Below are 25,354 nucleotides of genomic sequence, written 5' to 3'. Positions count from 1 at the left end.
GGCGGGGAACATCCCGCCGTTTTCTTCTTCTCGCACCGTAACGGAGGTCACACCGCCTCAAGCGCGATGGCGATGCCCTGGCCGACGCCGATGCACATGGTGGCCAGCGCCAGCTTTCCGCCGCGCAGCTTCAGCTCAAGCGCCGCCGTGCCGGTGAGGCGTGCGCCCGACATGCCGAGCGGATGGCCGAGCGCGATCGCTCCGCCATTCGGATTTACGTGCGCCGCGTCCTCGGCCAGCCCAAGTTGGCGCAGCACCGCAATGCCCTGCGACGCGAACGCCTCGTTGAGTTCAATGACGTCGAAGGCCGAAGGCGTGAGCCCAAGCCGCGCGCACAGCTTTTGCGTGGCCGGCGCGGGGCCGATGCCCATGATGCGCGGGGCGACGCCCGCGGTCGCGCCGCCGAGCACGCGAGCGATGGGGGTGAGGCCGTATTTCTTCACCGCCGCTTCCGAAGCGACGATGAGCGCAGCCGCGCCGTCATTGACGCCCGACGCATTGCCGGCGGTGACCGAGCCGCCTTCCTTCCTGAACGGCGTCGCCAGCTTCGCCAGCGTCTCCACCGTGGTGCCGGCGCGCGGATGCTCGTCCTTCGAGACGACTACCGGATCGCCCTTGCGCTGCGGGATGCTCACCGGCACGATTTCCTCAGCCAGCCTGCCGTTTGCCTGCGCGGCAACGGCCTTTTCCTGGCTGCGCACGGCGAAGGCGTCCTGATCGGCGCGGCTGACGGAAAAATCGGCGGCCACGTTCTCGGCCGTCTCCGGCATGGAATCGACACCGTACTGCTTCTTCATCAGCGGATTGACGAAGCGCCAGCCGATGGTGGTGTCATGGATTTCCGCAGCGCGCGAAAACGCCGCCTCGGCCTTGGGCATGACGAAGGGCGCGCGGCTCATCGATTCGACGCCGCCGGCGATCATCAGTTCGGCCTCGCCCGCCTTGATGGCGCGGGCGGCGCTCATCACCGCATCCATGCCCGATCCGCACAGCCGATTGATGGTCGCGCCCGGCACGGCCTGCGGCAATCCGGCCAGCAGCGCCGCCATGCGGGCGACGTTGCGGTTGTCCTCGCCGGCCTGATTGGCGCAGCCAAAGAGCACGTCGTCGACCGCTTCCCAGTCGACATTGGCATTGCGCTCCATCAGCGCCTTCAGCGGCGCCGCACCAAGGTCGTCGGCGCGCACTGAAGACAACGATCCGCCGAAACGGCCGATGGGCGTGCGGATATAGTCGCAGATAAAGGCTTCAGGCATGTCAGAGCTCCGGAACGGTAAGGTCGGAAATAGCGCCCTCGACGACCAGTGCGGCTCCGGTGAGCCCCTGCAATTCATCAAGGCTGATGGCCGCCAGCTTCTCGCGCAGGACGAAGCCCGATGCGGCGATGTCGATGACGGCGAGACTGGTGTAGACCCGCGTCACGCAGCCGACGCCGGTAAGCGGCAGGCTGCACGCCCTGACCAGCTTCGGACGGCCATCCCGAGTCACATGATCGGTGATGACGGCGACGCGCTTTGCTCCGTGCACAAGGTCCATGGCCCCGCCCACTGCCGGAACCCCCTTGGGACCAGTGCTCCAGTTGGCGAGGTCACCGGTCTCGGCCACCTCATAAGCGCCGAGGATCGCGACATCGAGATGCCCGCCGCGCACCATTGCGAAGCTGTCGGCGTGATCGAAGAAGGACGCGCCGGGATTGAGCGTCACCGCCTTCTTGCCGGCATTGATCAGGTCCCAGTCTTCCTCCCCTTCCGGCGGGGCCTTGCCGAAATTCAGCATCCCGTTCTCGGTGTGGAAGATCGCCTGCCGCCCCGGCGGCTGGAATCTGGCGACCATTTCGGGAAAGCCGATGCCGAGATTGACGTAAGCGCCGTCCTCGATGTCCTGCGCCGCGCGCCAGGCGATCTGGGCGTTTGTGAGCTTGGCTGTCATGCGTATTCCACTCCCGCGCGAATCAGCGCTTCTTCCTGGGCGGCGTTCTCCACCTCAACGACACGGGCGACGAAAATTCCGGGCGTCACAACCTGCTCGGGGTCGATGTCGCCAGCCGCCACGATCTTCGTGACCTGCACGACCGTGGCGCGCGCCGCCATCGCCATCAGCGGCGAGAAATTGCGCGCGGCCTTGCGATAGGTGAGGTTGCCGTGCGGATCGGCAAGCTCGGCCTTGATCAGGGCCACATCGGCCTTCAGCCAGCGTTCCTGCACATAGTTGCGGCCCTCGAACGCTTCGACGGGCTTGCCTACGGCGAGGTCGGTTCCATAGGCCGTGGGCGTATAGAAGGCCGGAATGCCCGCCCCTCCGGCTCGGATGCGTTCGGCCAGCGTGCCCTGCGGCACCAGCTCCAGCTCGATCTCGCCGGCCAGATATTTTTCGGTGAAGGCGCGCGGATCGGACGAGCGCGGGAACGAGCACACCATTTTCGCCACCATTCCCTCGTCGATCATGGCGGCGATGCCGATGCGGCCATTGCCGGCATTGTTGTTGATCACCGTCAGGTTCCTCGGGCTGCCGGTCGCGCGATGCCGGTCGATGAGGGCGTGGATCAGCTCGATGGGAACTCCCGCGCCGCCAAATCCGCCGATCATCACGGCCATGCCATCCTCGATGCCGGCGACCGCTTCGCTAAGGCCGGCGACTGTCTTGTCCATTCAGAATCCTTTCCGGACGGGCAAGAGACGGCCCGATCCTGGCCGGCAAACTAGGCAGGGTCAGCCTCTTCCGGCAATGGTATTTGTGCGATATGATTCATTTGTTGATCTATCGCACAAATTGAAAGGCGCGGCATGACCATTCTGGAGCGCGACATCATGGGCGGAATGGCCAAGGGGTTGGCGGCGATCGAAACCTTCACCGCCGAGCGGCCGCGGCAGTCGATCTCGCAAGTGTCGGCGGCCTCCGGGCTCGACCGGGCGACCGCGCGGCGCTGCCTGCTGACACTGGCTCATCTGGGCTACGCCGATTATGACGGCAAATTCTTCACGCTGACGCCGCGCGTTCTGCGGCTTGGCACCGCCTGTCTCGCCACCATGCCGCTGCCGCAACTGGTGCAGCCGCTGCTCGATGCGCTGTCGGAGAAAATCGGCGAGAGCTCGTCGGTGTCGATCCTCGACGGGGACGACATCGTCTATGTGGCCCGCGCGGCGCAAAAAAAGGTGATGTCGATCGCGCTCATGCCGGGCTCACGCCTGCCGGCCTATTGCACCTCGATGGGGCGGGCGTTGCTGGCCGCCTTGCCCGAGGATGACGCCCGTGCGATTCTGGTTGCCGCGCCGCTGGCGGCGCGCACCCCGCATACGCTGACCGATCCCGACGCGATATTGGCCGAATTGAGCCGGGTGAAAAATCAGGGCTATGCGCTAATCGATCAGGAGGTGGAGCTTGGCCTGCGTTCCATAGCTGTACCGCTTTTCAGCGCGCGCGGGACAGTGGTCGCGGCCGTCAATGTCGGCGTGCCGGCAACGCAGGTCGCCGTGGAGGGACTGGTGCCGCTCTATCTTCAGGCGCTGCGCGGGCTCCAGTCGGAACTGCGCACGGTGCTGCGTTAGAGGATTTTGCAGTCAGACGGAACGTCTGACGTTGCACAAATGCGGCCTGAAAAAGAAGCTGGCGCAGCGGCCGCGCTGCATCGGACTTCACCGCTGACGGGCGCGGCACTCGTCTCCCGCGACATAACGCCTATGCATCTTCGCAAGATCGCCGGGCGACGCTGTGGACGTGCTTGCAATCCTTCGCGACAGCGGCAAGCAGGCGCTCGCCCGCCGCGCCCGGCGCAAAGAAACTACGCATCGTGCGCGCATTGCGCCGGGTGACCTCAAGCAGGTCTCCAGCCTCGGAAAGCGCGGTAATTTCACGCAGCACCAGCGCATGCTCGATCCCGAGCAGCCGCGAAAAGCTGCGGCTGTCATGGGCGATGCCGAGATGTGCGGCGGCCAGAAATCCGGCCTGGAGAATGCTCAGCCGCTGGTCCAGACGGGCCAGCCCTTCGGCTATGGCGACGAAGGCCCCGGCATCCGGCTCCGCGCGCGTCACGCCGCCTCGCGCTGGCGGAATGTCACCATCACAGATTTCGAGGTCGGCGTATCGCTTTCCTCGCCCGCGCTGCCCAGCGGCACCAGAACGTTCAGTTCCGGATAATAGCCGGCGATGCTGCCGCGCGGGATATCATAGGGCACGAAACGGAAATTCTGCGCCACGCGTTCGATTCCGTCGTCGTGGACGCCGACCACATCGATGCGGTCGCCGGCTTCGGCGTCCAGTTCGCGCAGGTCCTGCGGGTTGATGAAGATCACCTGCCGCTCGCCATAGACCCCGCGATAGCGGTCGTCGAGGCCATAGACCGTGGTGTTGTACTGATCGTGCGAACGGAATGTCTGCAAGGCGAAGCGGTTGTTTTCACGCCGCGCGCGCTGATGCACGGTCTCTTCCGGCAACGGCCCGGTGAAGAAGGTGGCCTTGCCGGCTTGCGTGTCCCATTCACGGTGCGCGGCAGCGTTGCGCAGATGGAAACCGCGTGGCTTGCGCAGGCGCTTGTTGTAGTCCTCGAAGCCCGGAATGGTCGCCTCGATATGGTCGCGGATGCGGTCATAATCCTCGGCCAGCTCCATCCAGTCCACCTTGTCGGACCCGACCGTGGCGGCGGCTATGCCGGCGATGATCGCCACCTCCGAGCGCAGATGGCGCGATGCAGGCCGGTTGATGCCGCCCGAGCCGTGCACCATGCTCATGGAATCCTCGACGCTGACGAGTTGGGACTGCCCCTGCGAATTCAGGTCCATCTCGGTGCGGCCCAGGCAGGGAAGGATGAAGCTCACCTCGCCCGGCATGAGGTGGGAGTGATTGGGCTTGGTGGCGATGTGGACCGTCAGCTTCTGCCGGGCGAGCGCCTTCGAAACCAGCGCGCTGTCTGGCGTGGCGCGGGCGAAATTGCCGCCGAGCCCGATGAAAGCCTGCGCGCCGCCAGTCAGCATGGCGCCGATCGCCGCCAGCACGTTATGCCCGTCCTTGCGCGGCGCGGTGAAGCCGAACTCCTTCTCCAGCGCGTCGAGGAAAGCGGACGCCGGCTTCTCGTTGATGCCGACGGTGCGGTCGCCCTGCACGTTGGAATGGCCGCGCACCGGACACAGGCCCGCTCCCGGCCGGCCGATATTGCCGCGCAGGAACATGAAGCTGGCGATCTCGCGGATGGTGGCGACCGAATGTAGATGCTGCGTGACACCCATGGCCCAGGTGCAGATGACGCGGTCGGCCTTCATATAGACCTCCGCCGCCTGCTCGATCTGGCTCCTGGTCAGGCCTGACTGATCCTCGATCTCATCCCAGCCGGTGGCCTCCACCGCAAGGCGATAGTCCTCGAATCCGGTGCAATGTTCGGCAAGGAATGCATGGTCGAGCACAGAGGGGCGTCCCGCCGCCACTGCCGCGTCTTCCGCCGCCAGAACCACCTTGGCCATGCCGCGCACGGCGGCCATGTCGCCGCCGAGCGCCGGCTGGAAATAGTGGCTGGCGATGTCGGTCGAGCCGCCCCGGATCATCTCGATCTTGTCCTGCGGATCGGAAAATCGCTCCAGCCCGCGCTCGCGGATCGGGTTGAAGACGACGATGCGCGCGCCCCGCATGGCCGCCCGGCGCAGGTCGCCCAGCATGCGCGGATGATTGGTGCCGGGATTCTGGCCGATGACGAAAACAGCGTCGGCCTCCTCGAAATCCTCCAGCAGCACCGTGCCCTTGCCGACGCCTATGGCCTGCTTCAGGCCGACACCGCTCGCCTCATGGCACATGTTGGAGCAGTCGGGGAAATTGTTCGTGCCATACATGCGCACGAAAAGCTGGTAAAGGTACGCCGCCTCGTTGCTCGCCCGGCCCGAGGTGTAGAACTCGGCGCGGTCGGGACTGTCAAACCCGCGCAGGATCGTGCCGATCTCGGCGAAGGCCTGCTCCCAGTCGATGGGCAGGTAGCGGTCACTCGCCGCGTCGTAGCGCATGGGGTGGGTGAGGCGGCCGTTCAGCTCCAGCTCGTAATCGCTCAGTCCGCGCAGTTCCGTCACCGTATGGGCGGCGAAGAACTCCGGCGTCGCGCGTTTTTCAGTCGCTTCCCAGGCGACCGCCTTGACGCCGTTCTCGCAGAACTCGAAGGATGAGCCATGCTCGGGGTCGCCCCAGGCGCAGCCCGGACAGTCGAAGCCATCCGGCTGGTTCGCCTTGAGCATGGCGCGTGCGCCGGCGAGCGGCGAGCCGCTTTCCAGAAGCTTCCTGCCGCAGCTCTTGAGCGCGCCCCAGCCGCCGGCGGCGGCCGATTTCCTGCCGATGAATGTCGTAGCCATGCGCCATAGATCGCGCATCGCCAGATCGGGTCAAGTAGCCTGATATAATGGCTTGATAGAAAATTTCTATCGTAATTATGCTTCGGAAACAATCGCCTAGGGAAGATGCGGGCGATTCCTGCGATGATGGTTCATGCGCGACACGCGCTTGCGCCCCCGCGGCGGCGACGCGCGCCGGCGCAGTTATGAACGGCATAAAAATCTGCGGTTCCCGCCGAAAATTACCGATGCGAATCCTGGGACCTTGCAGCCGCCCGCCGCTGCGCTTCCGCCCTCGCATAGCTAAGCCATTGACGCAGCAGATAGCGGTCTTCCTTGGAGAAGGCGGAGCGGTGAACGAGGTCGGCGAAACTGTCCTCCGGATGGCAACGGTCGTAGCCTTCCCGGGCGATTTCTTCGATGTCGGCTTCGGTTGCAATGATGCTGCCTGTGTCCATCACCGGTTCCCCCGCTCCTCAGAGGCTGGCCGTTTTCCCTGTTCGCAACGGCACGAATTCGACATGCTCGGAAACGACCGCGCCGTCCGGTTCCACGATGGCCTGCCAGCGGCGGTTGCCGCAACGCACGGTAAGCCGCCACTTGCCCTGGTCCTCGCCTTCCCCGCGCTCCACGGTGCTTGCCACCATGCCGCGGCGCATGAAGTCGCGCAGCGTTTCGGGCGGCCAGCCGAAGTGCCCCGCCAGCATGTCGGCGTCGAGCGTGAAAGCGCCCGCTGTATCCCGCGCCACCACCGGCCGCCCGACGAAAGCCGTCATGCCGGCCTCCCCGGCGGTTGCGAAGGCGACTTCGGTTTCAGCTTCGGCCTTGTCAGCATGCCGCCATAGCGCAGGCAAAAACCGAAGAACGCAAGACACCAGAGGCCAGCCGAAAGATGCAGCAGGCCGGTCTGTTCCGGCATGAAGCCCGCGACGATGCGGATCAGCGCGGCAAGTACGATCGCCGCATAGATCAACCGGGTCGGCCCATCCGCCCGAAGGGCGCGCCCGGTATGGCCAAGCGTGGCGCGGGTCATCACCGCCAGCGTCATGGCGCCGATGGCCCCGACGCCGAAGGCGTGCAGCGCCGCAACGGGTGGAAAGCGGGCCGCATCGAACGCCGCGAGAGCGGCCAGCAGCAATCCGGCCGGCACGAACAGATAGGCGACATGGAGGATCAGCACGAGCGGGTCGCGGACGGCCCGATCACCGGCCCAACGCGCCAGCCGGACGAAGTTGAGCAACGCCGCCGCGCTGAGCAGCGCACCGGCTGCCGGTCCCTCGGCGGCGGCGACCCAGACAAGCAGGGCCGCCGCCGACACCAGAATCGTCACCTTGTCGAAAGCGTTGAAAGGCACGGGCAAGCGGCCCGGATTTTCCCGCACCATCCAGTTGCGGGTGAAACTCGGGATGATACGCCCGCCGATGATGACGATCAGCACGATCGCCGCCGCGATCGCCAGCCGGCGGGCGTAATCGCTGGAACCGGCGAGGCCGGCCTCGATGTGGAACAGCACGTTGGCGAGCACGAACACGGTGACGGGAACGAGAACCATGAGGTTGCGCCAGTTGCGGCCGGCGACGATCTCCTTGGCGGCCGCGGCGGCGACGGCGACGAGGAAGGCGCAATCGATGATCGCCGCAGCCACCCAGCCGATCTCGGCGGAGAAAAAGACGGCGAAGCGCCCGGCAGCCCACAACAGGACGAGCGCCAGCAGCGGCGCGCCCTGCACCGGCAGACGTCCCGTCCAGTTCGGGATGGCGGTGAGCAGGAACCCGGTGACGATTGCGGCCAGATAGCCGAACATCGTCTCATGCACATGCCAGTCGACGGGCGTGAATGCGCTCGACGTTTCTATCGAGCCGCTGAGGATCGGCAACCAGGCCAGCACGGTCAGGCCGGCGCAGAGCGCGCCCAGCAGGAAGAACGGCCTGAACCCGTAGGAGAGCACGGCGGGGCCTTCCGCGCTGCGCCTGCGCTGTGCTGCAAGCGATAAACGTCTCGCATCGGCGGTCATCACAAGGTTTCCTGAAGGATCGGCGTGACCTGCACGGTATCCTCGCCGCGATTGAAGGCGATGGCCAGCCTGAAGGAATGGGCGACGCGCATGGCGCGGTCCATGAACAACGCGGCCACCTCGGGCGGGCAGAGCGCATGCACGGTGGCCCTGAACAGGGTGAGCCAGCGCCGGAAATGCTCCTCGCCAAGCCCCGGCAGCGCCAGATGCGGAGGCAGCGGGCGTCCCTCGTAGCGGCCGGTGCGCAGCAGCGTCGCCGACCAGAAGGCGCACATCTTGCCCAGGTGGTGCGGCCAGTCCTGCGGGGCGATGGCGCCGTTGAAGATCGGCCCCAGCAGATCGTCCTTGCGAATCTCGTCATAGAAGCCATGGACCACGGCGGCGATCATCGCCTCGTCCAGCGCCTCCGGCAACGGCTTGCCATCCACCACGATGGTGCGTTGCGGTGCGGGGCGTCCCTTCATCGGCTTTCTCCTTGGCCGTTCTGCCGGCCGGTCTATGCCGCCATTGTTTCGATGCCCAACAGGAAGCTGAGATGGCTCTTGTTGCGCACGATGTCGGCGAGGGTGTATTTGTCCAGAACCGCCAGCCAGGCGGCGAGCGCTTCCGAAAGCATGTTCTTCAGTTCGCAGCAGGGCGAGATGACGCACTGGCCGCCGCGCGCCTGCATGCATTCGACCAGCGAGAAGTCCTCCTCGATCAGCCGCACCAGCGCGCCGACGCAGATGGTTTCGGGCTCACGCTCCAGCCTTATGCCGCCGGAACGGCCCCGAACCGTCTCGATGAAGCCATGCTCGCGCAACGTCTGAGCCACCTTGAGCAGGTGGTTGCGCGACAGCTCGTAGGCTTCGGCCACGTCGTTGACCGTGCAGGACCGATCCGGCCGCATGGCGGCGTAGATCAGCATGCGCAGCGCATAATCGGTGTGCAGCGTCAAACGCATGGCGTCGTCCTTTCCGGAAAGCGGCTTTTGGGATAACGGTCGAAAGACATCCGACTTTCCTGGCTGATTGGCCCGCCTGACCGCCACCTGCTTTAAACAAGTATATTCAATACTTCTTTGTATGGAAATATTTCGGTCTGGAAATGTGCGGTAAGGTCGCAGCGGCCCCGATGGAGGCGCCGTTCGCGCGCATTAGACTATAGTCGCAGAGCGCCTTCCGCCCATCGCCGATGCGGGCGGTTACGCTGGACACGCAAAGGCTGGCGTGTATTGTCTGCGCAACGGCTGGCTTTGGAAATCAAGGACTTCCGGCGGAATGCTCCTGACGACGGGCGGCCCCAGCTTCAGGAAAGGGAGGACATATATGGATCGTCGTTCATTCATCAGAAAGGCCGGCACGACCGGCGTGGGCGCAGTCGCCGCCGGCGCGGCGCTTGCCACCCCGGCCATTGCGCAAAGCAATCCGAAAATCACCTGGCGTATGGCGTCCTCGTTTCCCAAGTCCCTCGAAACCGTCTACGGCGGCGGCGAGGTGATGGCGAAGATGCTGTCGGAGGCGACCGACGGCAATTTCCAGATCCAGGTCTTCGCCGCCGGCGAGCTGGTGCCCGGCCTGCAGGCTGCCGACGCGGCCAGCGCCGGCACCGTCGAGGTCGCTCACACTGTCGGCTATTACTATTGGGGCAAGAATCCGGCATGGGCGCTGGGTTCCGACGTTCCCTTTTCGCTCAACGCGCGCGGCCGCAACGCCTGGCATTACCATGGCGGCGGCATCGAGCTGTATAATGAATTTCTGGCCAAGCAGAACCTGTTCGGCCTGCCTGGCGGCAACACCGGCACCCAGATGGGCGGCTGGTTCCGCAAGGAGATCAATACGCTCGACGACCTCAGGGGCCTCAAGATGCGTATTGCGGGCTTTGCAGGTGCGGTAGTGGAGAAGCTGGGTGTAGTGCCGCAGCAACTCGCCGGCGGCGACGTCTACCCCTCTCTGGAGAAAGGCACCATCGACGCCGCCGAATGGGTCGGCCCCTTCGATGACGAGAAGCTGGGCTTCCAGAAAGTCGCGCCCTACTACTATTATGCCGGGTGGTGGGAAGGCGGTCCGACTGTCCATTTCATGTTCAACAAGGAGAAGTATGAAGAGCTTCCGGCAGCCTACAAGGCGATGCTGCACACGGCCTGCCGCGCCGCCGACGCCGACATGCTCCAGAGATACGACTACCTGAACCCGAAGGCGTTGCGGTCGCTGGTCGCCAATGGCGCACAACTGCGTCCGTTCAGCCAGGAAATCCTGTCGGCCTGCTTCGACGCGGCCAACGATATCTATTCGGAGATGACTGCATCGAACGAGGACTTCAAGAAGATCTGGGACTCGATAACAGCCTTCCGCAAGGACCATTATCTGTGGGCGCAGGTGGCCGAGTACAATTTCGACACGTTCATGATGCTCCAGCAGCGCGCCAACAAGCTGTAAGCCGTTTTCGGCCTGTTATGGGAAACCCCGGAGCTCTGGCCCCGGGGTTTTTGCTTTTTCCGGCAAGCGCTTCCTCAGTTGAAGCTGGGCGGCTGCGAAAGATCGGGGGGCACAGGGGCTCCGGAGGGAGCCGGAGCGCCCAGCGGCGGCAAGCCAAGTCCGCCGTCGCCCAGCCCCGGCAGGTCCGGCATCCTGATCTCGATCGTGCCCGGATCGACCACCTTGCCCTTGTAGTGCATGACCATGGCCGGAACCGCGATGGTCAGACCGACCATGAAGATCTGAATGCCGACGAACGGGACCGCACCCCAGTAGATCTGGCCGCTGGTGACGGGAGCGATCTTCTGGCGCGTGATCTTGTCGATATAGGACGAACGTGGCGCCACCGAGCGCAGGAAGAACAGCGCGAAGCCGAACGGTGGATGCATGAAGCTGGTCTGCATGTTGACGCCCAGGATCACGCCGAACCAGATCAGATCGATGCCCAGCTTCTCGGCCGCCGGGGCCAACAGCGGCACGATGATGAAGGCAAGCTCGAAGAAGTCGAGGAAGAAGGCCAGGAAGAACACCAGCAAGCTGACCACGATGAGGAAGCCCAGTTCGCCGCCGGGCAGCGAGGTCAGCAGATGCTCCACCCACAGATGGCCGTTGACGCCATAGAAGGTGAGCGAGAAGACGCGCGCGCCGATCAGGATGAACAGCACGAATGACGACAGCCGCGTCGTCGACGCCAGCGCCTGCTTCACCAGATCGAGCGACAGGCGGCCCTTGACGGCGGCCATCACCAGCGCGCCCACCGCCCCCATGGCTCCGCCCTCGGTCGGCGTCGCGATGCCGAGGAAGATGGTGCCGAGCACCAGGAAGATGAGGGCGAGCGGCGGGATCAACACGATCACCACCTGCTGCGCCAGCCTGGACATCAGGTTGAGGTTGAAGCGCTTGTCGACGATTGCGGCGAGATAGATGGCGACGACGCCAACCGCCCCGCCCCATATGTCGGCATTGGCGCCATGGGTGGGCTCCAGATAGCTGTAAGCGGCCCAGCCGATGCCGCCGGCGATCGCCAGCGCGAAGAACAGCGATGTGACGCCATGCCCAAGCGTGCGCGCCTCCAGTGGAAGCGCCGGCATCGAGTTCGGCCGGATGATCGACATCACCAGCACATAGAGCATGTAGAAGCCTGTCAGCACCAGGCCGGGGATCAGCGCGCCCTTGTACATATCGCCGACGGAGCGGCCGAGCTGGTCGGCCAGCACGATCAGCACCAGCGATGGCGGGATGATCTGCGCCAGCGTGCCCGAAGCCGCGATCACGCCCGAGGAAAGCCGGCGGTCATAACCATAGCGCAGCATGATCGGCAACGAGATCAGGCCCATGGCGATGACGGAGGCCGCCACCACGCCTGTCGTGGCCGCAAGCAGCGCACCGACCAGAATGACCGCATAGGCCAAACCGCCCCGAACAGGGCCGAAAAGCTGGCCGATCGTATCGAGCAGGTCTTCGGCCATGCCGGAGCGTTCCAGCACGATGCCCATGAACGTGAAGAAGGGGACGGCGAGCAGGGTTTCGTTCGCAAGAACGCCGCCGTAGAAACGTTCGGGCAGCGCATAGAGCAGCGGCCACGCCAGATTGATCGATCCGCCGGAAAACGGCGCGAGCTCCACCCCGATGAAGAAGAACAACAGGCCGTTGGCGGCCAACGCGAAAGCGACGGGATAGCCGAACAGCAGGAAGAAGATCAGCGAGACGAACATGATCGGCGCCATGTTCTGCGCGATGAATTCGATCATGAACGAACCTCGTCGGCCAGATTCCTGGCGTCGATTTCGGCTTGTTCATGAGCCGAGACGAACGGGTGGGGATCATCCATGCGGCCCCGCATGATCGCGATCTTCTTGATGATCTCGGAAACGCCTTGCAGCGCGAGCAGGACGAACCCCGCAAGAAGCAAGGCCTTGGCCGGCCATATGATCAGGCCGCCGGCGTTGGTCGACATCTCGCCGCTGCGGAAGGAGCGCAGCGCGTAGGGAACGAGATAGTAGACCATCAGCAGGGTAAACGGCATCAGGAAGAAGATATGGCCGATGAGGTCGATCCAGTGCTGCACGCGACGCGACCATACGCCATAGACGATATCGATGCGGATATGCTCGTTCTGCTTGAGCGTATAGGCGGCGGCCAGCAGGAAGGCCGCGCCGAACAGATACCATTGCAATTCCAGCCATGCATTCGACGAGACGTTGAATGTCTTGCGCACCACAGCGTTGATCGAGCTGACCAGGATGGACGCCAGAATCAGCCAGGATACCGTCTTGCCGATGAATTCGTTGAAACGATCGATGGCTCGGGACAGAGCGAGAAGCCCTTCCATGCAAGTCCTCCCTGATGCGGGCGCACGCCATCCCCCGAATCCAGACGCCGCCTGAGGGAAAAACCTATGGCTTGCACGATGGTACCGGTCAACAGTCCGGTCGCAAGCTTTCTCCCTGCATCGGGGAAAAGCGCGCAACGACATGCGACTTTCGTCGCATGTCGTTGCGTTATTTCTCAGGAACCGCTGACCTTCAGTATGGAGCCGGCCTCCTTTAGGCACAGATCCAGCCGGTCGAGAAGCATGTCTATGTCGCCGGTTTCTATGGTGAGCGGCGGCCTGATCTTCAGAATATTGTCCGCCGGCCCTTCGCGTCCTACGAGAATACGCAAATCGCGCAGCCGGTTCATCACATAGTCCGCAAGCCCGGTCGCCGGCGCCCGACTTTCACGGTCCGTCACAAGGTCGAGACCCGTGAAAAGGCCCATGCCGCGCACATCGCCCACCACTTCGTGGCGCTGGCCAAGCTCGCGCATGCCGCGCAGCAGACGCTCGCCCATCGCGGCCGCGTTATCCTGCAAGCCTTCGTCATCGACGATGTCGAGCACTTCCGAAGCGATCCGACACGACAGGTTGGAGCCTCCGAAGGTGGAGAAATATTCCGGCCCTTCGGCAAACCGCCCGGAGATCTCGCGCGTGGTGATAACCGCCCCGACCGGGTGGCCATTGCCCAGCGGCTTGCCCAGGACCACGATGTCGGGCCGCACCTTCTGCTGCTCGAAGCCGAAGTAGAAATCGCCCAGCCGACCCAGCCCGGTCTGCACCTCATCGGCGATGCAGACGCCGCCTGCGGCGCGGATGCGCCGGTAGACCTCGGCGAGATAGCCCTCCGGCGGGATGATCTGGCCGCCGACGCTGGGGAACGTCTCGGCGATGAAGCCGGCCAGCTTGCCCCCGCGCCTCTCGACTTCCGCCAACGCCGCCTCCACCTGTCCGGCATAGCGCTTTGCCCGGTCGGGATCGTCGCGGCGAAAACGTCCGCGATAGTCGTCGGCCACATCTATCAGATGCACCCATGGGCGGCGTCCGTGCATGCCCGGCTTGTTGAATTTGTAGGCCGAGATGTCGATCGCGCCGGTGGTGTTGCCGTGATAGCCGTGATCGGGCGTCACGATGTCGTAGCCGCCGCTGGCGGCGCGCGCCAGCCGCAGCGCCAGTTCGTTGGCCTCCGAACCTGAATTGACGAAGAAGCAGATTTCCAGTTCCTGAGGCAGCCGCGCAGTCAGGCGTTCCGCCAGCCCCATCTGGGCGGGATGCAGGTAGCGCGTGTTGGAGTTCATGCGTGCGAGCTGGTCGCAGGCCACCGCGCGAATGCGCGGATGCGCGTGCCCCACATGCGGCACGTTGTTGTAGGCGTCGAGATAAGGCCTGCCCCTCTCGTCGAAGAGATGATGTCGCCAGCCGCGCAGAAGGGTGACGGGGCGACGGTAGCTGAGCCTGAGGTTGGCGCCGAAACTGGCCTTGCGTTCTTCAAGTAGCGCCTGGGTGTCGAGCGTTTTGCACGCCACGCGATCATCGGGCAGATTGAGCAGCGCGGCCGGATTGGGGCATAGCGCCCGCCATAGCGTCCAGTCGTCCGGATCGGCGACGCCCGGCCAGTCGTGGCCCATGCCGTCGAGCGTCAGGGCAAGCTGGAAGTGCAGATGCGGCTCCCAGCCACCATTGCCTTCCGGCCCGCCGAAGCTGGCGAAGGCCGCCCCCGCCGCGATCTCGTCCCCGACCTTCAGGCGCTCGCATACGATCGGGTCGAGATGGCCGTAAAGCGCATAGAAAACATCCTCTTCGCCGGTGCGATGCTCCAGAATGACGACACCGCCATAATCCAGCGGACTGGCGCGGTATTCCACCATCGCCACCTTGCCGGCCAGCGGCGCATGCACCTTCTGCCCGGCGGGTGCGAAAATATCGACCGCCATATGGATCGTGCGCCGGTTCGACCCTTTCCACGGCCCCTTGCGAAACGCATGATCGGTGTAGATCAGCCGTGGTTCGCCATAGCGGCCAAGGCGAATGGCGTCGTCGCAAGAACCAGTGAGGCGGCGTGCTTCCTCCGGGCGCAGCGCGAACGGATTTTCCGGCAGGATGCTATCCTCGACGGCAAGGCTCACCGCTTCGGCCTTTGCCAGGCTGACGCCCATTACGGGCGCGAAACCGCCGCGATTTCGATCGAGCCAATCACATATCCGCGTCGAACTGTCCGTCGCCGGCAGACCGCAGGCCGTGCGCAACCGCGCGCTCATCAGCGCGCCGTCGACAGCGTCGTTTTCCAGAAGACGCCAGGCAGGGGCCTGTGAAATGACCACGTAGGGATCGTCGGGACGGCCGCTCGCTTCTATGGTCGAATTGACCACGCTTACCGCCAGCCGCATGCGAAGAAGCGGCCAGATCAGGTCGATCTCCCCGGCGGTCAGAGGCGAAACGGCATGATAGCCGGCGACGAGCGCCGATAGCGCCTGTTCCGGTCTTTCATGATCGAGGATCGCGTAAGCGCCGGCAATGGCGAGGCTGCACACACGTGGCCCCGTGGTCATATCGCCGAAATCGATGATGCCGGTGATCCTCGCCGACGTCGTTAAAGCCGGCCTGACGAGAATGTTGTAATCGTTGAGATCGTTGTGGATCGCCTGAACCGGCAGGGCCGACAGGCGCGGCAGCGCCCTTTCATACCCGGCCACAATCTCTGCGACCAGTTGGCGGCGCTGGCCCTCAAGCACATCGAGGCGACTTCCGATCCAGCCAGCCTTCAACAGATCCCATTTGGCTGCCTCCGCCACAGGCTCCAGCTCAAGACCCGCCATGGCGCTGTCGAGGCGCGCCGCGAGGCCCCCGAGTTCGGTCAGGACGGCAGCCGGCTGCGGCCCCAGTTCGCCCATGGCGACGCCTTCCAGCGCCTTCTGCACCCAAACGATCCGGGATTGCCCATTCTCATCAATTGCCTCCAGCCACAGGCGGCCATCGGAAAGGGCCAGCACCTGAGGCAACGGCAGATCGGGATCGGCGGCATGGGCGAAGGCGATCGCCTTGCACTGACGCTCGACAAATGCTGCATCGCTCCCCGGCCGCATCGCCTTGACGATGACGTCGCCATCGGCCGCCGGAGCCCGAAAATTCAGATCGTGCTCGCCGCCCAGCCGGCCAAGCGGCCCGCTCACTCCGAACTGCTCCAGCACCCCGAGCAGCCAATCCTGACCCGCGCCCTGACCGTCCATAAGCATTCTCCCGAATTTACCAGCTAGTCCTAGCGTTCATACGGCATGCCTGTAACCCGCCTGAAGAAGGAAAGTCACAGGCCAGCGCTTGTCGCGGAACCACCACGACGCAAGCGCGTCTTTTGTCTGCAACGCCGCGTGGCGAGGCCAAGCCTGGCGCAGAGGTTCTGCCGGCGCGTCTTCGCCGTGGTGCTGGAAATACCCGGATTGCGGGCGAACGATTCGAGCGGGGACGCACCGCCTGTAGAGACAGATTTCGCAGGCGTCTCCGATGCCTCAGGCAGATGCAGCCACCTGCCGACCGACAAGTTCAGCGATCGCGCCAAGCGTGCGCTCGACCTCGGCCATGGTGTTGTAGTGGGCGATGCCCAGCCGCACCACGCCCTCATTCTCGTCGAGGTCGAGCAGACGGGACGGTTCCAGCGCATAATTGTGCCCCGACCAGGCCCAGATGTCGCGGGCGGCGAGACCTTCGGCGATGACATGGGTGGAGACAGTGGCATGGGTGAAGGAAACAGTCGGCACACGATGCTTGAGGGTCACCGGATCGGTGAGGCCCTGAACGGTGACGCCCGGCAAGGCAAGCAGTCCTTCGATCAGGCGGCGGGTGAGCGCATCCTCATAGGCGGCGAAGCTGCGATAAGCGCCAAGCAGCTTTTCGCGGCGCGAGCCCGAATGTCCGGTCGCCTCGCCCAGCCATTCGATATAATCGACCGTCGCGGCAAGACCGGCAAGCAGCTCCGTTTGCGGCGTGCCGGCCTCGAAGCGGCCCGGCAGTTCCTCCGTCGCACAGCGCACCTTGTAGGCTTCCAGTCCGGCAAGCAGTTCCTCCCTGCCCCACAGCACGCCGAGATGCGGACCGAAGAACTTGTAGGACGAGCAGGCGAGGAAATCGCACCCCAGCGAGCGCACGTCGGGCAGGCGATGCGGTACGAGCTGCACGGCGTCGACATAGACCAGCGCGCCCGCCTTCTTCGCCAGCGCCGCAAGCGCCGCCACGTCATTGACCGAGCCGGTCATGTTGCTGGAGAAATTGAGCGCAAGAAGCTTTGTGCGCTCGCTCAGAAGCGGCTCCAGATCGGCCGGCTCGATGCGCCAGCTCTCGCGATTGAAGGGCAGCCACTTCACCGTCAGGCCGAGGTCGCGCGCCAGCAGCAGCCATGGCGAGACGTTGCCTTCATGATCCATCCGGGTGACGATGATCTCGTCGCCGGGCCTGAACAGCCGCCCGATGGAGCGGGACAGATGCAGCGTGAGCGTCGTCATGCTCTGGGCGATGACGATCTCACGCCAGGAGGCGGCTCCCAGCATGTCGGCCATCGCCTGATGGGCGCTGAGCCACAGCGCTCCCGCGCGTTTTGAGCCCTCGAAATAGCCGCCGAGATTGTGGCTGGCGGTGGCCATGGCTTCCGCGACCGCATCGATAACCTGCTGCGGAACCAGCGTGCCGGCCGGATTGTCCAGATAAACCGGTGGATTCTCCGGTTTCGACAGCGCCGGAAAGCGGCTGCGCACCGCTTCGATCGGGAAAACTGGCAAGGTATGCAGGGTCATGGCTGGCCTCGAACTGCGGTGAATGGGGCGCGGCGCTCGCCGCTATCCCATTGCCCTAACCGATCACCGGTCCCGGCGCTATCATCCTCAAGGTGGAGGCCGAAAGTCCGGCATGGAACGGCGGCGCGAAAAACTCCGCTCAGCCGTTCCGGCCGGCTGCGTCAGCCGAACATGTCGGCGATGATCCCGTCATACCAGCCGACAGACTCCTCATAGGTCGCCTTGCGCAGATCCGCATTCTCACCAAGCTGGGAAACGAAACCTTCCACCGAAGCGATCTTGCCGTCCTGCGGCGCGTATTGCGCGCCAACCTTCACGCCATCGTCAGTCTCGATCAGCGACCAGCAGGTATTGGAGTATCTGGCCGGGAACGCCTTCGCATCGGTCAGATCGGCGCGCGCATTCATGGCCGCCACCTTGGCCTGGCTGTTGGCGGAGAAGGCGGATTTCGGCATGTCGCCACCTACGCAGGCGTCGCCGATGACGAACACGGCCTCATCCATGGCCGAGCGCATCGAGGCCGGATCGATGGGGCAAAAGCCCTTTTCATCGGCAACGCCCGCCGCCTGCGCGATAGCGCCGGCACGCTGTGCTGGGATGATGTTGAGCAACGCGCCCTCGAACGTATCGAGATCGGTTTCCACCGTGCCGGCGGCCGCATCCACCATTTTGATGCCGCCATGCACGTCGGGCCCATACCATTCCACCATTCCGGGATAGTGCCGGTCCCAGCCTTCCTGAAACAGGGCCTGCTTGGAAAATTGCTCCTTGGGATCGATGACGAAGATTTTCGACCCTTTGTCGCCCCTGGCCTTCAGCACATGCGCCATCATCGACACCCGTTCGTAGGGACCGGGCGGACAGCGATAGGGGTTTGGCGGAGCCACCATGACGATGTTCTCGCCATCGGACAGCGCGTCGAGCTTCTTCTTCAACAGTTCTGTCTGTGGGCCCGCCTTCCACGCATGGGGAGCGATTTCCGCTGCTTCCTGCGAATATCCCGGAACCGAGTCCCAGATCAGCTCGATGCCGGGTGAGAGCACCAGCCGATCGTAGGGAATGGTTGCCCCATCCGCCATGGTCACGGTCTTTGCCGTGCGATCGACCGCCGTCGCCATGCCCGTCACCTTGGTGATCCCGTATTTCGCGACCAGATCGTCATAGGAATGGGTGATGGAATTCAGGTCGCGGTAGCCGCCGAGATAGAGATTGGAAAAGAAGCATGTGGTGAAGCGCTCGCCCGCGTCGATCAGCGTGACCTCGATGGCTCCCCTGGAGTCGCGGGCGATGTATTTCGCCGCTGTCGCGCCGCCCGCGCCGCCGCCCACCACCACGACGCGCGGCCTTTCCTGCGCCCGCAGAACGGTGGGCATGGCAAGCATCGCCGCGCCCGTTCCTGTCAGCAGTCCGAAACGCCTTCTGGTCATCGTGCTCATGGCCACCTCCCTCTCCGAGCCCAAAACCATAAGGACCGGCTATAGGCTAGTCCTTCCTTATCTGCGCAAAATAGGCCGCCAGCGCGGCGACCTCATCATCGGCCAGCCGCGTCGCCATCAGCTTCATCACATTGTTGTCGCGAAGACCGAATTTGTATTCCGAAAGCGCGCGCACCGTATAGCCGGCTGGCAACCCGGCGATCGGGGGAACGCCGCCGGACGCCCCGGACGTCCGATGGCAGGTGACGCATTCGCCGCCCAGATATTCGCCATAGGCGGGATCGGCGTCGAGCAACAGGGTGCGGACCACCGCCTCCTCGACCTGCGAGGCGGCGGTGGCGTCACCGGCGCGCGCCGGTGACGCCACCGTAAACACAAGCATGGCAGTGAACGATGCGGCCAGAGCGCGTCCAATATTGCAAAAAACCACCCGGGCTCCTCCCAAAACCCGACCGGAAGACGGTCAGTCGATGCCTCCTTGCGGAGCGTTGTCATCTGCGTTCTCGGGCGTGACGTCCAGAACCGCCGCATGCATGGTGATTTCCGCCTTGCCCGGCTTGCAGTCGCTCATGCACGGTTCGGACCTGTCGGCGTAGTGCGGCTCCTCAAGCCGGTCATCATCGATGAAGTTGTCCTCGTTGGGCAGTTTGATCGAGGTGAAGTTTTCCTTCGACAGTTCGAAATCCTCATCATCGACAATGTCGTTGAGGTAAAGCAGATAGGCCGTCAGCGCATAAACGTCGTCGTCTGACAGGGAGCGCGCATTGCCGAAAGGCATGGCCCGGCGCACATAATCGTAAACGGTCGACAGATAGGGCCAGTAAGAGCCTATGGTCTTTTCAGGGCGCTCGTCCTCCAGCGTGCCCCGCCCGCCAGCCAGCACCGGCCAGCGGTCGATGGCCTCGCCGAAATCGCCATGGCAGGAAGCGCAGCTCTCGTCGTATACGGCCATGCCTTCGGCCGCAGTGCCGCGCCCTTCGGGCAGGCCCAGCCCGTCGGGACGCACATCGATATCCCAGGCCGCGACCTCCTCCGGGGTGGCCACGCGACCGATGCCGAGATTGCCGCCGGTCGGGGCGTCCTGCGCGGCAGGCGCAGCGGAAGCGGATGCCGCGAGCAACGCGGCGGCAAGGACGAGCTCAGGAAATCTCGACATTTTCGACCACTCCCTCGCCGTCGACATGCCAGGTCTGGATGCCATTGTTGTGATAGATGGAGTTGGGGCCGCGCACCGCGCGCAGCTGCTCCTTGGTCGGCTGGATAAAGCCCTTGTCGTCGATGGCGCGCGACTGCAGGAACAGTTCCGAGCCATCCCAGTCGAATTCATAGTAGAAGCGATGCAGCGCCATGGGCAGGCTCGGCCCGTCGATGCGCGCTGTCTTCCAGTTGCGGCCTCCGTCGATGGATACGTCGACCCGGCTGATCGCTCCATTGCCGGACCACGCCAGTCCCGACAACACCATCGGCCCCTTGCCATGAGTGATTGGTGCCTGCGGACTGGGATTGGTGATCACCGACTTCACATCCATCACCCAGGTGTGACGGCGGGCCTTGCCGTTGGCGAGCAGGTCCGTGTACTTCGAGGTTTCCTCGCGCTGGTGCCACGGCTGGTCGCCGACTTCGAGGCGGCGCAGCCACTTGATCCACATGTTGCCTTCCCAGCCGGGCACGACAAGGCGGATCGGGTAGCCCTGTTCCGGGCGCAGCGCCTCGCCGTTCATGGCGAAGGCGACCATGCAGTCGTCCAGCGCCTTCTCCAACGGGATCGAGCGGGTCATGGCGGAAGCGTCGGCGCCCTCGGCCAGCAGCCACTTGCCTTCCGTCTTCACGCCGGCCTCTTCAAGCAGATGCCTGAGGCGCACGCCGGTATAGACCACGCAATGGACCATGCCGTGGGTGAACTGGCAGCCATTGAGCTGGGCGCCGCGCCATTCCATGCCGGAATTGGCCGCGCATTCAAGGAAGTAGATGCGGTTCTCGCGCGGGAAACGCCTGAGGTCGGCCATGGTGAAGACCAGCGGGCGCTCCACCAGACCGTTGATCATCAGCCGGTGTGCGCCCGGTTCGATCTCGGCGATGCCGCCGTGATGACGCTCGAAGCACAGACCGTTCGGCGTGATGATGCCATCAAGTTCATGCAGCGGCGTGAAGTTCACCGAGGAAATGGAATCGGAGGTCAGCCAGGGGACGTTCTTGCGAACCACATGGGCCTCGAACTGCGAGGGCTGGCCATAGGGACGCGCATCGACGCCATCGCCCGGATAGCGGTTCCAGTCCTGAATTTCGGTGATGACCTCCTCGCCCTCGCCCGCCCGCGCCTTGCCGGCGCTGGCCAGACCAGAACCGGCAAGGGCGGCTGCGCCCATCAGTCCGCCAGTCAGGAAGCCGCGCCGTGAGGGAGACAGCGATTGCCGCCGCTCAGCCATGATATCCTCCAGAGAAATCTTTCATCAATTCTAACATATGAATTTTTCTATGTATAGAGCGACAAGAAAGCCGGCGTAAAGCCGGCTCCTTGCGAGGCTGGGCTCAGGCGATGACCTTTACGGTCCGCTCATCCGGCACGGAAACCGTGCCCTTGCCCGAGATGTAGCTTTCCATCAGGTCGTAGATGGCGGGGCCTTCCGTGCCCTCGTTGACGGAGGCCCAGCCGCCGACGACATAGCTCCGGTCCGGATCGACCGGCTCGCCGGTGGCGGCCAGCGTCATGTCGGAAATACGGTTGCCGATCTTCGCGTTGACGGTGCAGGTATAGGTCATACCGCCGACCCGCACCATATCGCCCCCCTGCTGCAGGAAGGGGTCGGGATTGAAGAGATTGTCGCAGACATCCTCCAGCACCTCCTTGAGCTGTGCGCCGGTCATCTCGTTGCGGTAGACGGCCGGATAGCTCATCGAGGTTTCGGTGTAGAGGTCGTCGATGGTGATGTCCTGCCCCGGCAGCAGCGTCGTGCCCCAGCGGAAACCCGGCGAGAGCGCAATCTGCGTGTCGCGCTCCTCCATGATGCCGCGGCAGATGAGGTCGTCCCAGGTTCCGTTGAAATTGCCGCGCCGGTAGAGCAGCGAATCGGTCTTGCCGATGACGCGCCCGAGCTCGTCCTTGTAGGGTGCACGCATTTCCCCGATCTTCGCCGCCATCTCGGCGTCGGGCGCAATCACGTCGGAGAAGACAGGGATCAGCTTCGAGCTGTATCCCGTGACCTTGCCGTCGGACACTTCCAGGTCGATGCGGCCGAGATATTTGCCATGCGAGCCCGACGACATCACGAGCGTGTCCTCCACCTGCAAGGCGACCGGCACCGCGTCGTGGGTGTGGCCGGTGAGGATCACGTCGATGCCCTTGACCACGCTGCACAGCTTGCGATCGACGTCGAAGCCGTTGTGCGAGATCAGCACCACGATCTCCGCGCCCGCCTCGCGGGCGGCGTCGACATTGGCCTGCAGCACGTCGGGGCGAATGCCGAACGACCATTTGGGGAACATCCAGCGCGGATTGGCGATCGGCGTATAGGGCATGGCCTGTCCAATCACCGCGACCTGCACGCCGCCCCGCTCGAACATGGCCGTGTTGTCGAAAGCCGGCTCGTCCCACTCCGCGTCGAAGATGTTGGAGGCCAGGAACGGATAACCCATGCTTTCGATGATTTCGAGGAAGCGTTCCTCGCCGAAGGTGAACTCCCAATGGCCGGTCATGGCGTCGGGCTTCAGGAGCTTCATGCACTCGACCATATCCTGGCCGTTGGTCTTGAGCGACGTGTAGGAACCCTGCCAGGTGTCGCCGCCATCAAGAAACAGCACCTTGTCCTCGCCGCGTTCAGCGCGGATCGCCTTGACCAGCGTGGCCGTGCGATCGAGCCCGCCCAGACGGCCGTAGGCGCGGGCGAGATCGACATAATCGAGAAAGGTGTGGGCATAGGCGAGCGGACTGCCGGCCTCGATGCCGAACTCCTTCAGGAAGGCCTCACCGACCAGATGCGGAGGGATGCCGGCATAATCGCCGACGCCGATATTGGTGTCAGGCGGGCGGAAATAGATCGGCATGAGCTGGGCGTGCACGTCGGTGAAATGCAGAAGCGTCACCTGCCCCCTGGCGTCAAAACTCAGCAGATCGTCCTGCGTCAGCTTCTGCTGCGCCATCGCGCGCACGGGGTTCGACAGATAGCCGGCCGCGCCCAGCGCCATGCCGGCATTGGCCGCGAACTGGAAGAAATCCCGACGGGTATAGGTCATGCTTGCCTCTTCGGGGCGCTGCGCCCGGAATGCTTTCTCACCGGCCGGAAGTTCCGGCCGGCGCTCATATTGTTGCTGACGATTTCGCTACTGTCTGACAGCCGGGGTTTCTACCGAAAGCCCCGTGCCGCGCCAGGTCACATAGACCTCCAGCGCCATCAGTTCGTCGGAGAACGCCTTCGGCATTTCCGCGCGCGTGTCACGAATGCAGCCGCGGAAGCGATTGTGCAGCGAAACCATGCCCGACGTGTTGAAGCGGTAGGTGGGGAAGCCGTTGGCCTGCCCCTGGCTGAGGTGGTCGGCACGGATATATTTGCCCATCGACGCTTCATGACATGAAGAACACGCCAGATTGAGCTGGCCAGTGCGGGTGTAGTAGGATTGCTTGCCCTTGTCCCACCAGCTCTGCATCTCGCCTTCTTCCAGATCGAGCTGGACCGGGACGCCCAGCGACTGGTGCTTGATGTAGGAGGTGAGCGCCACCTGGTCCGGGTCGTCGAACTTGTAGGCTTCCGCCCCCATATTCTCGACCCTGCACTTGTCGATCTGCAACTCGACATTCACCGGCTTGCCGGAATCCGCATCCCATTTCGGATAACGGGCGCCGACACCCTTCATCGATACGGCGGCGGCGTCATGGCAGGAGGCGCAGGACTTGCCCATGGCGCCATCCACCGTCTCCCACACATCGGCGCCACGCTCGACCGAGAGCATGCCGGGATTTTCGAAGGAGTCGGCTTCGGTGGCCCGGGTCTCCGCCTCGCGAAACAGCCAGCCCGACAGAACCTCGTCGAAGGGATGCCCTTCCGGCGCGGGCGCGCGCGTGATCATTTCCACGCCGTCGATCTCCAGCACCTCATCCACCGGATCGGCCCACGCACCCCCGGCCATGAGAGCCGCGACACCTGCACAAAGAGCGGACAATGCCGCAATGGAACGTCTGCTCACCTTGTTCTCCCCCCGCTGGCGCGCGACATACCAGCCGCACATCTGGCTCAGGCTACTTCGATTGTCTGCTCGTCGGTGTAGACGGACCCGTCGTCGTCGACCCATGTCAGCTTGAAGGTCCCGCTTTCGTTGACCTTTGCGCTGAACTCGAAATAGGGGTTCGCCGAAATGGCCGGATCGATGTCGCACGAGAACACCGGCTGGCCGTTGAACTCGCAGGTGAACTTGTTGATGATCTTGCGCGGGATGGGATTGCCATCCTTGTCCTTGCGTTGACCCGATTCCATCTCGTGGCTGATCAGGGTCTTGAGCACGACGGTCTCGCCGGCCTTGGCCTTCTTCGGAATCTTCACACGGGGCTTGGGAGCTGCAGACATTTCTTTTCCTTCAAACTGGAACCGGACCGGATGGAGACGCCGATCAGCCGCCGCAGCCGCCGATGGTGACCTTGACTTCCTTCTTGTCCATGTAGACCGACCCGTCGGCCATTCTCGCCACGGCGATGACGTTCTGCGTTCTGGCCAGACGCATGCGCGTCGTCGCGGCCGCCTTGCCGCTCAGCGCCGTGAAGGCGAAGGTCGCCACATCGGCGCTCGGATTGCCGTCGGCGAGAATCAGCACCTGATCGACCATGTCGTCGCCCTCCATGGCGCTTTCGACCTCGACCGAAATCGGCACGGTGTTGCCGTTTTCCGCAATCTCCGGCGCAGTGAGCGTGAGCTTGCCGCTCTGCGGCTCCTTGCCGCCGGCAAAGTCCGCGATCAGCTTGCCGACCTCTTCGGTCGCGGCGACCGCCCGGCCCGGCAGCAACTGCAACGCCGGGACGAATGCCGCACCTGCGGCCAGCGCGAGTACATGACGCCTGTTGAGAGCCAT

24 protein-coding genes are annotated in these 25,354 nt (G+C 64.1%); 2 read left to right on the top strand and 22 right to left on the bottom strand.

Annotated features, from left to right (window positions below; genetic code table 11):
- Positions 1-47: 47 nt before the first annotated feature.
- Genes pcaF through ABID44_RS03580 form a run of 3 tightly spaced genes read right to left on the bottom strand, consistent with a single transcriptional unit; the run spans position 48 to position 2,648 of the window.
- A complete protein-coding gene (gene pcaF, locus ABID44_RS03590) occupies positions 48-1,256 on the bottom strand; it encodes a 3-oxoadipyl-CoA thiolase (RefSeq protein WP_354150311.1) in 1,209 nt (402 codons plus the stop codon).
- Between the two features lies 1 nt (position 1,257).
- Complete coding sequence (locus ABID44_RS03585; RefSeq protein WP_354150310.1) at positions 1,258-1,929, bottom strand: 3-oxoacid CoA-transferase subunit B; 672 nt, start codon at positions 1,927-1,929, stop codon at positions 1,258-1,260.
- A complete protein-coding gene (locus ABID44_RS03580) occupies positions 1,926-2,648 on the bottom strand; it encodes a 3-oxoacid CoA-transferase subunit A (protein ID WP_354150309.1) in 723 nt (240 codons plus the stop codon). The genes ABID44_RS03585 and ABID44_RS03580 overlap by 4 nt, the downstream gene beginning before the upstream one ends.
- Before the next feature lie 135 nt (positions 2,649-2,783).
- On the opposite strand from ABID44_RS03580, the gene ABID44_RS03575 reads away from it, so the two are divergent.
- Positions 2,784-3,545: an IclR family transcriptional regulator domain-containing protein gene (locus ABID44_RS03575; protein WP_354150308.1), complete on the top strand. Its 762-nt coding sequence runs from the start codon at positions 2,784-2,786 to the stop codon at positions 3,543-3,545.
- 130 nt (positions 3,546-3,675) lie between these two features.
- On the opposite strand, the gene ABID44_RS03570 is transcribed toward ABID44_RS03575, so the two are convergent.
- From ABID44_RS03570 to ABID44_RS03540, 7 genes are all read right to left on the bottom strand, one after another.
- A complete protein-coding gene (locus ABID44_RS03570) occupies positions 3,676-4,029 on the bottom strand; it encodes a hypothetical protein (protein WP_354150307.1) in 354 nt (117 codons plus the stop codon).
- Positions 4,026-6,320, bottom strand: coding sequence for an FdhF/YdeP family oxidoreductase (locus tag ABID44_RS03565; protein WP_354150306.1), 2,295 nt, complete (start codon positions 6,318-6,320; stop codon positions 4,026-4,028). Before ABID44_RS03565 ends, ABID44_RS03570 begins: the two co-directional genes overlap by 4 nt.
- Positions 6,321-6,541: 221 nt before the next feature.
- Positions 6,542-6,757, bottom strand: coding sequence for a hypothetical protein (locus ABID44_RS03560; RefSeq protein ID WP_354150305.1), 216 nt, complete (start codon positions 6,755-6,757; stop codon positions 6,542-6,544).
- A gap of 18 nt (positions 6,758-6,775) precedes the next feature.
- Positions 6,776-7,075, bottom strand: a complete 300-nt coding sequence (locus tag ABID44_RS03555; RefSeq protein WP_354150304.1) for a DUF6522 family protein — start codon at positions 7,073-7,075, stop codon at positions 6,776-6,778.
- A complete protein-coding gene (locus ABID44_RS03550) occupies positions 7,072-8,313 on the bottom strand; it encodes an NnrS family protein (protein ID WP_354150303.1) in 1,242 nt (413 codons plus the stop codon). The genes ABID44_RS03555 and ABID44_RS03550 overlap by 4 nt, the downstream gene beginning before the upstream one ends.
- Positions 8,313-8,777: a group III truncated hemoglobin gene (locus ABID44_RS03545; RefSeq protein ID WP_354150302.1), complete on the bottom strand. Its 465-nt coding sequence runs from the start codon at positions 8,775-8,777 to the stop codon at positions 8,313-8,315. The genes ABID44_RS03550 and ABID44_RS03545 overlap by 1 nt, the downstream gene beginning before the upstream one ends.
- A gap of 32 nt (positions 8,778-8,809) precedes the next feature.
- The gene (locus tag ABID44_RS03540) at positions 8,810-9,256 is read right to left on the bottom strand and encodes an RrF2 family transcriptional regulator (protein ID WP_354150301.1); all 447 of its coding nucleotides are present in this window, start codon (positions 9,254-9,256) and stop codon (positions 8,810-8,812) included.
- 364 nt (positions 9,257-9,620) lie between these two features.
- Here ABID44_RS03540 and ABID44_RS03535 point away from each other — a divergent pair, with 364 nt between their 5' ends.
- Positions 9,621-10,730, top strand: a complete 1,110-nt coding sequence (locus tag ABID44_RS03535) for a TRAP transporter substrate-binding protein (protein WP_354150300.1) — start codon at positions 9,621-9,623, stop codon at positions 10,728-10,730.
- A 74-nt stretch (positions 10,731-10,804) separates the two neighbouring features.
- On the opposite strand, the gene ABID44_RS03530 is transcribed toward ABID44_RS03535, so the two are convergent.
- From ABID44_RS03530 to soxY, 12 genes are all read right to left on the bottom strand, one after another.
- Positions 10,805-12,520 (bottom strand): TRAP transporter large permease, encoded by a 1,716-nt coding sequence (locus tag ABID44_RS03530; RefSeq protein WP_354150299.1) that lies wholly within the window; start codon positions 12,518-12,520, stop codon positions 10,805-10,807.
- Positions 12,517-13,101: a TRAP transporter small permease subunit gene (locus ABID44_RS03525; protein ID WP_354150298.1), complete on the bottom strand. Its 585-nt coding sequence runs from the start codon at positions 13,099-13,101 to the stop codon at positions 12,517-12,519. The genes ABID44_RS03530 and ABID44_RS03525 overlap by 4 nt, the downstream gene beginning before the upstream one ends.
- Before the next feature lie 176 nt (positions 13,102-13,277).
- Positions 13,278-16,310, bottom strand: coding sequence for an aminotransferase class III-fold pyridoxal phosphate-dependent enzyme (locus tag ABID44_RS03520; protein ID WP_354150297.1), 3,033 nt, complete (start codon positions 16,308-16,310; stop codon positions 13,278-13,280).
- A gap of 276 nt (positions 16,311-16,586) precedes the next feature.
- Positions 16,587-17,864: a cysteine desulfurase-like protein gene (locus ABID44_RS03515; RefSeq protein ID WP_354150296.1), complete on the bottom strand. Its 1,278-nt coding sequence runs from the start codon at positions 17,862-17,864 to the stop codon at positions 16,587-16,589.
- 161 nt (positions 17,865-18,025) lie between these two features.
- Positions 18,026-19,291, bottom strand: coding sequence for an FCSD flavin-binding domain-containing protein (locus ABID44_RS03510; RefSeq protein WP_354150580.1), 1,266 nt, complete (start codon positions 19,289-19,291; stop codon positions 18,026-18,028).
- A 55-nt stretch (positions 19,292-19,346) separates the two neighbouring features.
- On the bottom strand, positions 19,347-19,682 hold the full coding sequence (locus tag ABID44_RS03505; protein WP_354150295.1) for a c-type cytochrome: 336 nt from the start codon (positions 19,680-19,682) through the stop codon (positions 19,347-19,349).
- 81 nt (positions 19,683-19,763) lie between these two features.
- Positions 19,764-20,456, bottom strand: a complete 693-nt coding sequence (locus tag ABID44_RS03500) for a c-type cytochrome (RefSeq protein ID WP_354150294.1) — start codon at positions 20,454-20,456, stop codon at positions 19,764-19,766.
- Positions 20,440-21,726, bottom strand: a complete 1,287-nt coding sequence (gene soxC / locus ABID44_RS03495; RefSeq protein WP_354150293.1) for a sulfite dehydrogenase — start codon at positions 21,724-21,726, stop codon at positions 20,440-20,442. The genes ABID44_RS03500 and soxC overlap by 17 nt, the downstream gene beginning before the upstream one ends.
- Before the next feature lie 103 nt (positions 21,727-21,829).
- On the bottom strand, positions 21,830-23,530 hold the full coding sequence (gene soxB / locus ABID44_RS03490) for a thiosulfohydrolase SoxB (RefSeq protein ID WP_354150292.1): 1,701 nt from the start codon (positions 23,528-23,530) through the stop codon (positions 21,830-21,832).
- A gap of 87 nt (positions 23,531-23,617) precedes the next feature.
- Positions 23,618-24,421, bottom strand: coding sequence for a sulfur oxidation c-type cytochrome SoxA (gene soxA, locus ABID44_RS03485; protein ID WP_354150579.1), 804 nt, complete (start codon positions 24,419-24,421; stop codon positions 23,618-23,620).
- 104 nt (positions 24,422-24,525) lie between these two features.
- A complete protein-coding gene (gene soxZ / locus ABID44_RS03480) occupies positions 24,526-24,855 on the bottom strand; it encodes a thiosulfate oxidation carrier complex protein SoxZ (protein WP_354150291.1) in 330 nt (109 codons plus the stop codon).
- Between the two features lie 43 nt (positions 24,856-24,898).
- Positions 24,899-25,354: a thiosulfate oxidation carrier protein SoxY gene (gene soxY / locus ABID44_RS03475; protein WP_354150290.1), complete on the bottom strand. Its 456-nt coding sequence runs from the start codon at positions 25,352-25,354 to the stop codon at positions 24,899-24,901.

It is taken from the genome of Aquamicrobium ahrensii, assembly GCF_040545755.1.
GTDB lineage: Bacteria > Pseudomonadota > Alphaproteobacteria > Rhizobiales > Rhizobiaceae > Mesorhizobium > Mesorhizobium ahrensii.
The sequence above is the reverse complement of the archived record's forward strand: the minus strand, read 5'-3'. Positions and strand labels throughout refer to the sequence as shown.